Raw genomic sequence first — 13,619 nt, 5'->3', positions numbered from 1 at the left:
CGTCTCCCCTCTCCCTGCCCTCTCTCATGATACGTTGCAACGGGAGAGCAACGGGCACCTCGGAGAGGAGGCCGTGAGTCCACATTACGTGGACCGCATCTCCCACTGATTGCCCATCACCCCGACCCGGTTGCGGTGGCGTCTCAGGTCGTCGTGCTGCATCCCGTCGATGCTCATGCGGATATCCGCATTGACGTTGCCCACCAGATAGTAACTGTGCTCCACCAGACCCTTGACAATGCTTGTGCAGTCGATCTGATGCACCTTGTTATGCACCAGCGTCGGCCGGGCCGGCCCGTTCGATCCGAGGCGGTCGGGATTGCCTTTGGTGTAATCCGACACGACCAATGCCGCATCGCCTCGATTATGATAGACGCTGACGCTCCTGGCCAATTCGTGCAGCCGCCCCAACGGTTGCCCCTCCTCCAGCGCCGTGTCATCCACGTCGGGGGAGCAGAGGAAGATATGTTCGAACAGACGGGGCAAGGCGTTGCCCGGCGTGAAGGCGTCGCACCGTTCGAGCGCGTTCTGCAAGAGATAGTTGCCCATGGAATGGCACAAGAGATGAAGATCCTGCTTGCAGAGCTGTTCATCCGCGCGGCGGAGGCTCGCGAGAAAATCCCGCACCTTCAGAATGCCGCGGCCGACAGCGTTGCCGGACCCGGCCGCTTCGGACCGGTCCGACTTGTAGGAGACGAACGGCAGCGCCATCCCGTCTGACGGCCAACTGAAGAGCACCACCTGCACGTGCTGTTTGGGGTCCCCCTCGGGGCAGTGGTTCAGCATTTCCTGAAGCGACAGGGCCGAGCCGACCGCGTCGACCCAGGAGACGTTGAAGCCGTGGATATAGATCAGCACGTCCGTATTTTTGAACATGATCGCTTGAAGATCGGCAAACGCGGCCTGTGATCCCAGCTTGATGTTCTCCTGTTGGTCCTCGGCGACCGACCGGTTGATCTTTTCCCGATAGGCCACGATGTCGGCGGACTCGGCGCATTTCGACAGGTACTTGATCAGGCCTTCGCCGTCCCCCTGTCCCATCGTTTCGCAGTCCTTATCCAGATACCTGGCCATCTTGGACTCGTCGGCTTCCAGCGTCAGCCTGCCGAAGCGGAGATTCTCGACCCCGTCGTCGCTGAATTTCTTGCCGTAGCCGTCGGGGCGCCATCGATCCTTGCCGAGATGGTTGCGGTTGGTCGCGTAGAACAGTCGTAACTCGGTCATGCTCATGGCTCCTTGTCGGTTCTCGTGAGGTGCGGTGATCGACGCCGGTGCGCCAGGCGCGCATTATTCATGAACGCTTCTACTGCAATTGCGGCCTCGCTGCTGCGACAAGCTGGCATGCGACTTACTGGCATGCCAGCGGGCGGGCTCGCCTCTCACGGCCTCAACATACTGTTTCAAGTATGCCTCGGCCCCTCGAGGCTCCACGCGCCCGTCTCGCAACGCGACTCCGCAATTTCGCAACGAACCGTTATGAATAATGCGCGCTAGCGGGATGTGAATATCGGCTTCGGCGGATGAAGTCAAGAACGGGCCGCCGGTTCCGCGTTCGGAAGCAATCGAAGCTGGCTTATCCTTCCGGTTGAATGGGCGAGATCACTTCGAACAGAGCGGAATAGTCAGCGTCGCCCCAGCCTTGGCGGACAGTTTCCGCCACCAGCGCTCGCACCCCGTCCAACCCGCCGGTCTGGACATTCAGTCGCGCAGCCGTTTCGCGGCAGAGGTCGATGTCCTTCAGCAGGTGCCGGGCGGAGAAATTCGGATGGTCATAGCGCCGGTCGAGCAATCGCGGCAATTTCTTGTCGAACATGGGGGCGAACAGGGCGCTCTCCCGCAACAGCGCCATGAACGATTCCACCGGAACGCCGGACCGCTGGATTAATCCCAGACTGAGCGACAGGGCCGCGATGTGCGACGCGATCAATTGGTTGAGCGCCAGCTTGACCAGGGCCGCCTGCCCGACCGTGCCGAGGTGCCGCGGATCAGGACCGAAACAGGCCAACAGCTCCCGCCATTCGGCGAACTGCTCGGGCTTCGCTCCCACCATCACCAACAGACGACCCTCCTTCGCCTCGGCAAGGCTTCCCAGAACCGGCGCTTCCAGATAGTCGCCGCCAAGCGTCACGATCCTCCGCTCGCAAGCCCGGCTTTCCTCGGGACTGATGGTCCCCATCTGGATCACGGTCTTTCCCTCGAAGGGGAACTTGCCGTCCAATTGATCCAACACCGCATGGATAGCTGGCGCATCGGCCAGCATGAGAATGACCACCCTTGCGGCTTCGATCGCCTGCATGGGGTGGCTAGCCACCAATATCCCTTGCCGTCCCAGGTCCTCGACCTTCCGGCTCGTCCGGTTGTAAAGCCGCAGGTCGTGGCCGCAGGCCTTGAGACGCAAAGCCATCGGTCTTCCCATCAACCCTCCGCCCAGGACAGCGATCGTCAATGACACGGCAGCCTCCCTCTATCTCTTGATCTCCTGCGGCAACAGTGCGATCACGCGAACCGGCCCTCCGCTCCCGCCCTTGATCTTCATCGGCAACAGGATCAGCGTCGCACCTTTCTGCGGGAGCTGATCCAGATTGGCCAGGTTCTCCAGACCATAGAGGTTCGCTCCATTGACAATCTGATGGACGATGAAATCCCGGGACGGCCCATGGTCCATGCTGGCCGTATCGATGCCGATGCCGTCGATCCGGCGTCCGCTGGTCAGATAGACCGCCGCTTCCTTCGAAAAGCCCGGAAAGTGCAGTGTTGCGGCATCGTCCGGAGTCTGGCTGCCCAAATAGGCTTTGCGGTCCGGCCAGAACTGTCCCCAGCCGGTCCTCATCAAGACGATCGCCCCATCAGGAATCCTTCCGTAAGCCTTTTCCCAACCCTGGATGTCGGCGACCGTCATGCGATAGTCCCGGTCTTGCTTTGCCGCCTCAGACACATCGATCACGACCGCCGGCCCGATCAGCTTCTGAAGCGGGATTTCATCCAAGGTCAGGCCATCCTTGGCAAAGTGGATCGGAGCGTCCAGATGCGTCCCTCCATGTTCCGCGGTGCAGAACTGTCCCGATGCGTACCAATAGCCCCCGGACGAAGGCCCCCATGAAGTCTGCTCCCAGGCGAAGGGTTTGTTGTGGGGCCAATAGATCGTGTGTTCATCGAAAGGATACGTCAGGTCGATGATGCTCCGGTCATCAAGCTCGGCTTGAGCCGAAGAGGTAAGGACGACCCACGCCGCCATGCTCAAGAGAACCGACTTGCCGTTCATTCGCGCCATGCTGGCTCCTTTTGTTGCCGTGCTCAAGGTCCCGTTCATCAGGACCGGCGGGGCTGGCAGCAGCCCGATCGCCTATGCTACTTCTCTTCCATTGTGGATGTCTCGCCCTCCGCATCCCTTTCGGATTCTCTCTCCGGCCTCAGGCTGCCGGTCACGTATTGCATCATCGGCGACGAACGCCAAGCACGACGGCAGGCCGACCTGATCTGCATCGACCAAACTGTGGAGGCGGCAGAGGAGATTATTCCCGACGGGCCCATCCGGGACCAGTTGCTCGGCCGGATCGAATCGTTTGAAGCAGCCGGAGCCGGCTCATGGATCGCCAGGATCAGCTTCCCGGTCGAGCTGGCTCAGGCCAGCTCCGTGGATCTGCTCCATCTGGTTTACGGCACGACCAGCCTCAAGCGCGGCATCCGCGTGACAAGGATTGACCTGCCGGAACAGGGACTCGACGGCTGGACCGGTCCGCGTTTCGGGCAAGCGGGCCTCAGGACCCTCCTGGGAATTTCCCATCGCCCGCTGGTCTGTGCCGTGCTCAAGCCGCTGGGCCTGTCCGTGCGGGACCTCGCCGACCTTGCCTATCAATTCGCCTCTGCGGGCATCGATCTAGTCAAGGACGATCAAGGGCTCAACGATCAGCCCTTTTGCCGCTTCGAAGATCGGGTACGGGCCTGCGCGGAGGCGGTGACCCACGCCAATCGTGAAACCGGACAGCACTGCCTCTACGCCCCGCATATCGGTTCGGCCCTCCCGGCAGCGCGAGATCGCGCCCTGTTCGCAAAGACCGCTGGAGCCGGCGCCCTGCTCGTCTGTCCCGGGCTTGCGGGCTATGAGACCTTGCGTCTGCTGGCAAGCGACCAGGAGCTGAAACTTCCGATCCTGAGTCACCCCGCTCTGCTGGGCACCTACGCGGTCAACCGCGAAACCGGTATCGCTCCTGCCCTTCTCTACGGCCAGCTCCCGCGGTTGATGGGAGCGGACATCAGCCTCTATCCGACCTATGGCGGCGACTATGTCATGACCAGAGAGGACTGCCTGGCGATCGCGCGCACGACGTCGGAGCCGTTCGGCGGAACGAGATCGATGTTTCCCAGCGCCGCCGGCCGGATGGGCTTCGAGCAGATTGCGGAGATGACATCAGTGTACGGAGCGAACGTAGTCTATATTCTGGGGAGCCGAATTCAGAAACATCCGGACGGACTTGTGAACGGCTGCCGGCAATTCATCCAAGAGATCAGCCGGTCCCTGTCCTCAAACCGACAGTCCTGACCCATGGCCCTGATCGCACCTTCGGCCACCCCACCCAACAGTGAGAATCTTGTCCAGACCCAAGGGATAGGACGCCCCAGGGTCTTGCTGATCATTCCGCCCCTGACCCAGCTCAACACGCCCTATCCTTCGACCGCTTATCTGACCGGATTTCTGCGCTCCCGCGGCTATGAGACGTTTCAAGCAGACCTCGGCATTGAGCTGGTCCTCTCTCTGTTCTCCAAGAAGGGGTTGCAGGAGGTCTTCGAGACCATCAGGCCACAGTCGGATAACCTTCCGGGCGAGGCCAGACAGATGTTGGCCCTCGAACAGGCCTATGTCCACTCGATCGATGAAGTGGTTGCCTTCCTCCAGGGCAGAGATCCATCCCTGGCCACGCGCATCTGTCAGGGCCGATTCCTTCCTCAGGGTCCCAGATTTGCGCGCCTCCTGGATTCGGACAAGCGTTCAGGCACTTTGTCCACCTTGGATCAGGCCAAACATCTGGCCACGCTTTATCTCGAAGACATTGCGGACCTGATCCAAGCAACTGTCGCTCCTCAGTTTGCCTTGAGCCGTTATGCCGAGCATGTGGGCACCTCCGCTTCATCGTTCGATCAAGTTCTTCAATCGCTATCCGCCACCCCGTCGCTGACCGATCGCCTGATGCTTGAGGCGCTGGCTCGACATATGACAGCCGTTCGAGCTTCGTTAGTCGGCCTCACCGTGCCCTTTCCGGGGAACCTCTACGGAGCCTTTCGGATCGCTCAATGGCTCAAGGCGACTGATCCAACCGTGACCGTCGCGCTGGGCGGCGGCTATGCCAACACGGAACTTCGTCGGTTGCAAGACCCCAGAGTCTTCAACTATGTGGACTTTGTCACCTTGGACGATGGAGAACGGCCGCTGCTCTGCCTCGCGGAATACCTGTCCAGTCGGAGGTCAGTGACCTCGCTGTGCCGAACCTATTTTCGCCAGCAGAACAGCGTGGTCTTTACGTCCGCCGCCTCGGAATCGGACTTTTCGATACAGGAGATCGGCACGCCGACCTACGACGGCCTTCCGCTTGATCGCTACCTCTCGATCCTTGACACGACCAATGCAATGCATCGCCTCTGGTCCGACGGTCATTGGAACAAACTGACCGTCGCCCACGGCTGCTACTGGAAGCGCTGCACCTTTTGCGATGTCGGGCTGGATTACATCGGCAACTATGAAGCTGCGGCCACGGAGGTCTTGCTCGGACGCATCGAGACATTGATCCAGGAAACAGGCCGGCGCGGGTTCCACTTTGTCGATGAGGCCGCCCCTCCGGCCTCGCTCAAATCGCTGGCGCTGCGGCTGTTGGAAAAGGGCTTGACGATCTCCTGGTGGGGCAACATCCGTTTCGAGGAAGCCTTCACGCCGGATCTCTGCCGGCTCTTGGCCGCATCAGGCTGCATCGCCGTCAGCGCCGGCCTTGAAGTAGCGTCCGATCGCCTGCTGGCCAAAATGGACAAGGGCATCACGGTGGATCAAACCGTTCGGGTCGCTTCGGCCTTTCGGCAGGCCGGCGTGCTTATCCATGCGTACCTGATGTATGGATTCCCGAGCGAGACGATCCAAGAAACGGTCGACAGCCTCGAACGGGTCCGGCAACTCTTCGCCGCGGATCTGATTCAATCCGCGTTCTGGCACAAATTCGTCGCCACCGCCCACAGCCCAATCGGCCTCGACCCCGGCCGCCACGGCATCGGGATTCTTGGACCGGCGTTTCAAGGGTTTGCGGAAAACGATCTGGTCCATGAAGACCGGTCGGCCAGGGTTCCCGATTGGCTGGGGCTCGGCCTTCGCACCGCGCTCTCAGCCTATATGGAACGGCAAGGATTTGAGAGGCCGGTCCATCGCTGGTTTACCCACCGCGCGCCTGTAACGACCGTCCCGCGCGATTGGATCGCACGCGCCGTAAAACCATCGAAGCCTGCCGGCCGCTCCCTCGCCGATCACAACAGGCAACTGGTCTGGATCGGAGGGCAGCCGGTCATCGAACAGACCGACAGGCAGCGCTGTACGGTCATTCTCCCGAACGAAACGGAGGATCGTCGCATCCGCCTCGACAAGCCACAGGCGCAATGGTTGCTGGAACTGATCGCGGCCGCTAATACTCGGAACAAACAATCACCGCCGGCTTACCGGAGATTGGCAGAGATGCGAGAGACCTATCCGTTCGGCGGCCCCTCGGCGTTCGACTCCTGGTCACGGAAGAGCGCCTGGCGAACAGTCAAACAAGCGGGCCTGCTATTGGTGTAGCCGCTCGAACAGAAACGATCATCTCGGACCTCTCAGGAGCCGAAAAAAGAAGAGCCGCTCGAAAGCGGCTCTTCTCCGTTCAGACCGGCCCCAGGCCCTTACTTATTCGGCTGCGGGGTGTAGCGGAGATAGGGCTTGATGGTCTTGAAGCCCTTCGGGAAGAGCTGCTTGGCCTCTTCGTCGTTGACCGCCGGGGTGATGATGCAGTCCTGCCCTTCCCTCCAGTTCACCGGGGTGGCCACCTTATAGTTCGCGGTCAGTTGCAGCGAATCGATGACCCTCAGCAATTCGTCGAAGTTCCTGCCGCAGGAGGCTGGGTAGGTCAGGGTAAGCTTGATCTTCTTGTCCGGTCCGATCACGAACACGGACCGGACGGTCATATTGTCGAGCGCGTTCGGGTGGATCATGTCGTAGAGCGTCGCGACCTTCTTGTCCGGGTCGGCGATCAGCGGATAGTTCACGGTGCAGTTTTGCGTTTCATTGATGTCGTTGATCCATCCCTTATGGGCATCGAGCGGGTCGACGCTCACGGCAAGAATCTTGACGTTCCGTTTTTTGAACTCGTTCGCGATCTTCGCCATGTAGCCCAGCTCGGTGGTGCAGACGGGCGTAAAGTCCTTGGGGTGCGAGAAGAGAATGCCCCATCCGTTGCCCAGCCACTCGTGAAAGTTGATCTTGCCCTCGGTCGTATCGGCCGTAAAATTGGGGGCTTCATCGCCTAGTCGCAATGGCATGGTATTCCTCCTTTGTAGAAGATTTATAAGGATGTAAGACGACAGCTCCGGAGGGTTGCTCGTCCGGCGGACCGTATCGTTCGACTACGTTACAGCGGCAGCCTCACCATGTTCAAGAGCGGAAGGATGAGTCAGGCCGAAGATGTAACGGAGACGGTCTGATTGCTATAATGGGAATCGCGTGACTGCGTGCCGAGCGAAATACCATGAAACTCCTGCTCAGATTGGTCCTCCTCTGGTTCCTTGCGCTCGAAGCCGATGGCTCCGCCCCGTTTGCGCAACCGGTCATTGAAGGCCCTTCGCAGCCCGCTTCGACCGAATCCGCCCCTCCCTCCGGCCCTCAAGGTTCCGGTCCGGAAGGCAACCAAGCTTCCGAACCTCAGAGCAACCGCGATTCGGATTCCTCCCTCGCCGCGCCGCCCGACCTGACCAGCCCCGGCTCCGGCACGGCTGCCCAGCCGCAACCTCGCCCGGATCTCCCACCGGAACTCACCCTGCCGACTCCGCAAGTGGAAGAGAGTCCCCTTCCCTCGCCGCACGTCCCGGCTCCCGCCGCCACCGTGCCTCCTCCGGCGGAAGGAGCACCTCCTCCTGAACCGGTCGTTCAGGAGCCGGCGCCCGGCCAAGAAACAGCGGAAACAGCAGAAACTGCGGAAACAGCTCCTCCGACGCAGCCGGCGCCTGAGGCAGCCACGCTTCCCGCCAACCCATTGGATGAGGCGAAGGCTCTCTTGCACAGGGGTGAATACCTGGACGCCGCAACCAAGTTTCGCGAAACGGTCCGCGACTACCCGGATTTGATCGATGCCCGGCTTGAGCTTGGAGAGGCGCTCGCCGGGCTGGGCGACATGGACGGGGCGCTTGAGGAATACCGCCGCGTGATCCAGCGCGATCCGCAGGTCACCCTGGCCCATCTCAAGATCGCCATGTTGTTGATGGCCAAACGTCATTGGAAGGAAGCACAGGCCGCCTTGAATACCGCCGTCGCCCAGCAGCCCTCCTGGCCCCAGGTACACTATGCGCTGGGCCTGGTGCGCTACAGCCTCGGCGATACGGCCGGGGCCATCGAGGCCTTCCGCCGCGTCGTGGAGTTGAAGCCTGATTCGGCGGACGCCCATTACCAACTGGGGCTGTTGTTGAAATTGACCAAGCGGACAAGGGACGCCGCCGTCGAATTTGCGACGGCGGCCGCCGCGGGCCATCCCCGAGCCCAATATTTTATCGGCGCCGCCTATGCCTCCGGCAGCGGGATCGAGAAACAGATGGGAACCGCCGTGCAATGGTGGATGGCGGCGGAGGATCAAGGCGTGCAGGAAGCCCATGATGCCCTGGCGCGTCTTCGCCGGGCCATATATAAATGGCCGGACAGTCCGGAGGGCATCAAGGCCGCGCAGGCCTTCGCCGCCTATCGCGAGGCGCTCTGGAAGGAGTTTCCCTCGATCAGCCGCAACGACAACGAAGACAGCCTCGGCGGCCACCTGCTGGCCCTCAACCACATCGGGGAGGCCATCCCCGTGCTGATCAGGGAAGCCAGTGCCATGGATACCCTGGCCGGCTCGCAATTGGCCCTCATCTACGAGAAGGGAGCGGACCCAATCGTGCCGCCCTTCGACCCCCGCATTTTGCGTTACTTCGAATCGGCGGCCGCAGACGGAGTGCCCCAGGCCAAGTTGACGCTGGCGCGCATCCGCGCCCTCGGCCTCGGCGTTCCGGCGGACAGACAGAGCGCCCTGGGCCTCCTCAAGGGGCTGCACGGAATCAAGGCGGACCAATTGCTCAATGACTGGGCCGCCGCCGCCAACGGCGCGACGCCACCGGCCGACCAAGCCAAACAGGCCGGCACGGCACCGTAGCCGAACCATCATACAGATGCACATCCCGTCGATGGCCCTCGGTCAAACCGCCGCAGACTTCTTGGCGCGCCGGACCCGTTCGTCGCGTCTGATCCAGGCGGCGGTGATCGGCGGACTCTCGGCGATCCTGAGCACGGGACTTTTCTCCGCCGGGGGATCAGTCACGACCCTGCTCGACCGGGCCCTGTATGATTGGTGGGCGACCCGGCAGGCCCCGCCCGCTGTTGAGAGCATCGTGATCGTCGGCAGCGGGAACGAGACCCAGGCAACCGAGGCCGGGCTGCGGCGGGAACAGATCGCGAGGATGGTCGATGCGTTGGAGCAGGCCGGCGCGCGGGCCATAGGCCTGCTCGACCCGCTGACCACGCCAAGCTCCCCGGAACAGGGCGGAGCCGCCGGCGATACGCTGTTGGCCGAATTGATTGCCCAGAGCGGCCGAGTCGTGATCCCCCTGGCCCTGATTCAGAGCGGACCTCAGTCCCAATCCCAGGGAGACCAAGAGAGCGGTGCCAACCTGACGCACAGACAATGGCTGTCGGTCGTCGATCCTCGCTATTCAGGTGCGCCTGAGACGCTCCTCCTGTCCCCGCCGTTCGGCTCGTTGCTGGAAGCCTCAGCCAACGCGGGGCATCAGATCGTCTCACCGGAGCGGGATGGAACGGTCCGGCAGATACCGCTGTTCGTTCGGTTGAATGATCGGCTGGTCCCGGCCTTTGGGCTCGCGGCCTTCATGACCGCCTCCGACCTCTCCGCCTCGGACCTCACGTTCCGGTCCGGTTCTTCCTTGAGAATTCGCGGCACCGGTTCCGTCGCTTCAACCGCACAGGACTTGGTGCTGCCGCTCGACAAGACAGAACAGTTGATGGTCCCGGCATTGCTGACCCCCCTCCCGTCTTCCGCGAACCTCATCCGGCCCGAAGAACTGTGGCGCCTGATCGAGGCCAAAGAGTTTGACCAACTCCGCACCCGATTCGCGAACAGGATCGTCCTGCTCGACAACAGAGATCGGGAGAAAGCGGCCTGGCGCATCAATAGACCGCCCCTGACGGACTATCATGTGCTGGCGTCACTGTTGATCGGACGCTGGGCGAGGCCGGCGTCACGACCGGTTGCCATCGTAGTCTCCTGGTTGCTCCCGGCCCTCGCAACCTGGCTCTTTCTGACCTGGAAACCAGGACGAGCGACGATCGGGATCGTCCTCACCATCCCGGCCTATCTGGGCCTGGTCTTCGGTTCCCTGTCTATCTCCCATCTGGTCTTGCCGCTGTTTATTCCCCTCTGCGGCCTGTTGCTCGCGACCGCCGGTACGCTGCTGTGGAAACAGGCGGCCGCCGGCGTCCAGATCAGGGTGCTTGAACAGGATGTCCAGCGGGTGCAGGCCCACCTGACCGCGGTGCGGGAAGCTGTCGCCTCCCAGGAATCCCTCGTTGAGCGACTCAAGGAAGATCTGGAAGCGGCTCAAGCCGGGATGGCGGAATCCGCCATGAAGGCCCGTTCGCTCGAATCCTCCGCCCAACAGATGCAGCGGGCGATTGAAGAGGCCACAGCCAAGGAAATCGAAGCGCGGCGGCGTCTGATTGAGCTGGAGGCGGATCTCGCGGGCCTCAGGGCCGCCTCTGTCCCGGACGACTGCTTGCCGCAGGCCGACCTGGAGGTCCTTCGCGAGGAATGCCGGCAATTTGGCATCCTCTCGCGCAATGAGACCGTGCTCAAGGTGTTCCGCGAGGTGAAAAAGGCCGCGCGCACGCCGATCCCCATTTTGATTCTTGGGGAATCGGGGACCGGCAAGGAACTCTTTGCCCGCGCGATCCATCTGCTCAGCCCACGGGCCTCTCAGCCGTTCGTCGCGGTCAACATGGCCGCAATCTCGCCGGAGCTGTTCGAGAGCGAATTGTTCGGGCATGTCCGCGGGAGCTTCAGCGGCGCGACCCAGGACCGCCCGGGCTATTTCGAGCTGGCGAATCGAGGTACGCTCTTCCTCGATGAAATCGGCGATCTCCGGCCCGACCACCAGGGCAAGCTCCTGCGCGCGCTCCAGGAACGGACGTTCTATCGCGTGGGCGCCACCAAACTCTCGACCGTGGATGTCCGCGTCATCGCCGCGACCAACCGAGACCTGACACAGGGAGTCACAGAGGGTTGGTTTCGCCCCGATCTCTACGCCAGGCTTCGCGGTTTGGTCGTGACCCTGCCGCCGTTGCGCGACCGCCGTGAGGACATTCCGCTCCTGGCGGAACATGTTCTGAAAAAGGCGGCGGCCGCGATGGCCAAGCCCGCTCTCAAGTTCTCCGAAGAGGCCCTGAAGGCGTTGCAGGATCATGCCTGGCCGCACAACGTCCGCGAGTTGCAGCAATGTATCGAGCAGGCGGTCGCCCTCACGGACAGGTCCCTCCTGGGCGTCGACGATCTCCGGCTTGCCCTGCCCTTCCCACCTCGATCCGCTCGCAGCGGTGGCGATTCGGCTTCCATTCCCGACGTGACGGGAGACAGGGCGGTGCTGGCATGCCTCCGCAATCACCGGTTCGACATGCAGGCCACGGCAAGGGCCCTGGGGTGGGACCGAAGCACCGTCACCCAACGGCTGAAGGGCCTCTGCTTCCAAGCCCTGGCCGAGACAGGAGGGGATAAGACCCTGGCCGCGACCTCCCTTGCCCAGGACCCTGCCCTGGTTCGCACCGTCGAGCTGAAGCTCATCGAGTACACGGACCACCTGTTCCAAGTGGCCCGGAACTATCCCTCCACTTCGGAAGCCATCGAGGCCTGTCGAAAACGGTTCAAGAATCTGCCCGATCGCCACTTCAAGGCGGTGGAAGTGCTTATCCGACGAGAGTTCGATCAGCTCGGCCGCGCCAGCCGGCTTCCCTCTCAGACCAAGTAGACTGTCTCCCCGTACCACTCCGGTTGCCCGACATGCCTGCGGGGCTATCCCCGCATTCCCTCACTGGTCCCAATATCCCCGCAAGGCACGCACCAGCCCACCTTTCTTAAGAGCCCGTTTTTACAGACCTTTGTCACCTCATTTCCATTCGACAGCGCGGCACCTCTGTTGCTGAGTTCCCCGGCCCAACGGACTCCCTCGGGATGACGGTCCAGAGCGAAAGGAGGTGACATCAGGCAGAGCCCGTCGGAGCAACGGACGAACAGGCAAATAACAGATCACCCCCTCACCGCCTCCTCTCCTGGGTGTCCGTTGCTCCGGGACCCATTGCGCGTTGCGAATGCAATGGGTGCTCGGCAACCGGCCATGGGAGACGACAAGGGAGAGGGGGCGTAACAGTGGGAGATCAAAGAAAGGAGTTCGATCCATGAGCAAAGGTGCACAACAGGCAGTCTATGCCGCCGACACAACACCCGATAGCGTGGCCCCAGGTAGTCAGACGTCGGATCGCGGCATGAAGGAAGTCATGATCGTGAGCGGAACCGTGCTCGTGCTGGCCATCGGGATCGGGATTGCCTGGATGGTGGCCTCGCAACCGGAACAGATGACGCCGGCATCCTCGGTTTCTTTCCCTTCATCGCCCGTTGCGATACTGGACAATTCGACAACTGCTACTCGAACGGCTGAGACAGCCGTCCAGCCGACACACCTGACTTCCGTTTCAACTCAGGCCCTCCCGACCCAACTCACCGAATCGCTTCACGCCGACATCTCGTTTGACTTTGGGAAAAATCGTCTCACTGACGAAGCCAAGGTCTATCTCAACGAGCATGCGGCCTTCATGACCAGGAATCCCGACTACGGCCTTGTGATCCAAGGCTATACGGACGCCCGTGGTTCGAGCCTGTACAACCGGGCGCTGGGACTCAAGCGGGCTGAAGCAGTGAAAGCTCATCTGATCGCTCTTGGGGTTCCCGAGCATCGGATCAAAACGGCGAGCCTCGGGGAAGAGGGAGTCCTCTGCCTCGACGACAGCCCGGACTGCCTCACGCTCAACCGACGCGCCCATCTGGAGTTCATCAAGGTCGGCGCCTCGCATCTGGTGCCGCCCGTGGAGCCGGCGACTGCGGAGAGCATGACCGCTCCCGCGGAGACCGCCACGGTTGAACAGGCCACAGAGCCGGCGATGGATTCAGCCGAGACTTCCCTTCCGACGCAACCGCTCGAATCCCGCGAGGGTGAGAGCCCCATCACATCAGACGAGCAAGGCGTCACCCCTTGACGCTTCTGTCAAGCCGGAGGCCGGATGAGCCGGCCTCCGGCCTTCCCAATACCAACAGTCGTCT

Annotated in this window: 9 protein-coding genes; 5 read left to right on the top strand and 4 right to left on the bottom strand. The window is 62.0% G+C overall.

The features are described from left to right. Nucleotides 1-84: 84 nt before the first annotated feature. The 3 genes from QWI75_RS11255 to QWI75_RS11245 form a co-directional block, all read right to left on the bottom strand. Nucleotides 85-1,224 (bottom strand): alpha/beta hydrolase, encoded by a 1,140-nt coding sequence (locus QWI75_RS11255; protein WP_289268667.1) that lies wholly within the window; start codon nt 1,222-1,224, stop codon nt 85-87. Between the two features lie 349 nt (nt 1,225-1,573). After that, nucleotides 1,574-2,452 (bottom strand): NAD(P)-dependent oxidoreductase, encoded by an 879-nt coding sequence (locus tag QWI75_RS11250; protein WP_289268666.1) that lies wholly within the window; start codon nt 2,450-2,452, stop codon nt 1,574-1,576. Nucleotides 2,453-2,464: 12 nt separating this feature from the next. Further along, nucleotides 2,465-3,271 carry a cyclase family protein gene (locus QWI75_RS11245; protein WP_289268665.1) on the bottom strand — a complete coding sequence of 269 codons (807 nt, stop codon included), beginning with the start codon at nt 3,269-3,271 and terminating at the stop codon, nt 2,465-2,467. 93 nt (nt 3,272-3,364) lie between these two features. Between QWI75_RS11245 and QWI75_RS11240 the strand changes: the two genes are divergently transcribed. Next, nucleotides 3,365-4,540, top strand: a complete 1,176-nt coding sequence (locus tag QWI75_RS11240; protein WP_289268664.1) for a RuBisCO large subunit C-terminal-like domain-containing protein — start codon at nt 3,365-3,367, stop codon at nt 4,538-4,540. Nucleotides 4,541-4,624: 84 nt separating this feature from the next. Further along, the gene (locus QWI75_RS11235; protein WP_289268663.1) at nt 4,625-6,808 is read left to right on the top strand and encodes a B12-binding domain-containing radical SAM protein; all 2,184 of its coding nucleotides are present in this window, start codon (nt 4,625-4,627) and stop codon (nt 6,806-6,808) included. A 98-nt stretch (nt 6,809-6,906) separates the two neighbouring features. On the opposite strand, the gene QWI75_RS11230 is transcribed toward QWI75_RS11235, so the two are convergent. Further along, entirely contained in the window at nt 6,907-7,542 is a 636-nt protein-coding gene (locus QWI75_RS11230) for a peroxiredoxin (RefSeq protein WP_289268662.1), read from the bottom strand. A gap of 206 nt (nt 7,543-7,748) precedes the next feature. On the opposite strand from QWI75_RS11230, the gene QWI75_RS11225 reads away from it, so the two are divergent. The 3 genes from QWI75_RS11225 (at nt 7,749) to QWI75_RS11215 (ending at nt 13,555) form a co-directional block, all read left to right on the top strand. Continuing rightward, nucleotides 7,749-9,395: a tetratricopeptide repeat protein gene (locus QWI75_RS11225; RefSeq protein ID WP_289268661.1), complete on the top strand. Its 1,647-nt coding sequence runs from the start codon at nt 7,749-7,751 to the stop codon at nt 9,393-9,395. Nucleotides 9,396-9,411: 16 nt separating this feature from the next. After that, nucleotides 9,412-12,273 carry a sigma 54-interacting transcriptional regulator gene (locus QWI75_RS11220; RefSeq protein WP_289268660.1) on the top strand — a complete coding sequence of 954 codons (2,862 nt, stop codon included), beginning with the start codon at nt 9,412-9,414 and terminating at the stop codon, nt 12,271-12,273. Between the two features lie 427 nt (nt 12,274-12,700). Continuing rightward, nucleotides 12,701-13,555, top strand: coding sequence for an OmpA family protein (locus QWI75_RS11215; RefSeq protein WP_289268659.1), 855 nt, complete (start codon nt 12,701-12,703; stop codon nt 13,553-13,555). Nucleotides 13,556-13,619: the final 64 nt, after the last annotated feature.

The organism is Nitrospira tepida (genome assembly GCF_947241125.1).
GTDB classification, from domain to species: Bacteria; Nitrospirota; Nitrospiria; order Nitrospirales; family Nitrospiraceae; genus Nitrospira_G; species Nitrospira_G tepida.
This window is presented reverse-complemented; position numbering and strand designations above follow the sequence as displayed.

Bases quoted from the DNA above. Each gene is read 5' to 3' on its own strand.
- QWI75_RS11215 (WP_289268659.1), top strand. From the start codon at position 12,701: ATGAGCAAAGGTGCACAACAGGCAGTCTATGCCGCCGACACAACACCC.
- QWI75_RS11230 (WP_289268662.1), bottom strand. From the start codon at position 7,542: ATGCCATTGCGACTAGGCGATGAAGCCCCCAATTTTACGGCCGATACG.
- QWI75_RS11255 (WP_289268667.1), bottom strand. From the start codon at position 1,224: ATGACCGAGTTACGACTGTTCTACGCGACCAACCGCAACCATCTCGGC.
- QWI75_RS11220 (WP_289268660.1), top strand. From the start codon at position 9,412: ATGCACATCCCGTCGATGGCCCTCGGTCAAACCGCCGCAGACTTCTTG.
- QWI75_RS11225 (WP_289268661.1), top strand. From the start codon at position 7,749: ATGAAACTCCTGCTCAGATTGGTCCTCCTCTGGTTCCTTGCGCTCGAA.
- QWI75_RS11245 (WP_289268665.1), bottom strand. From the start codon at position 3,271: ATGGCGCGAATGAACGGCAAGTCGGTTCTCTTGAGCATGGCGGCGTGG.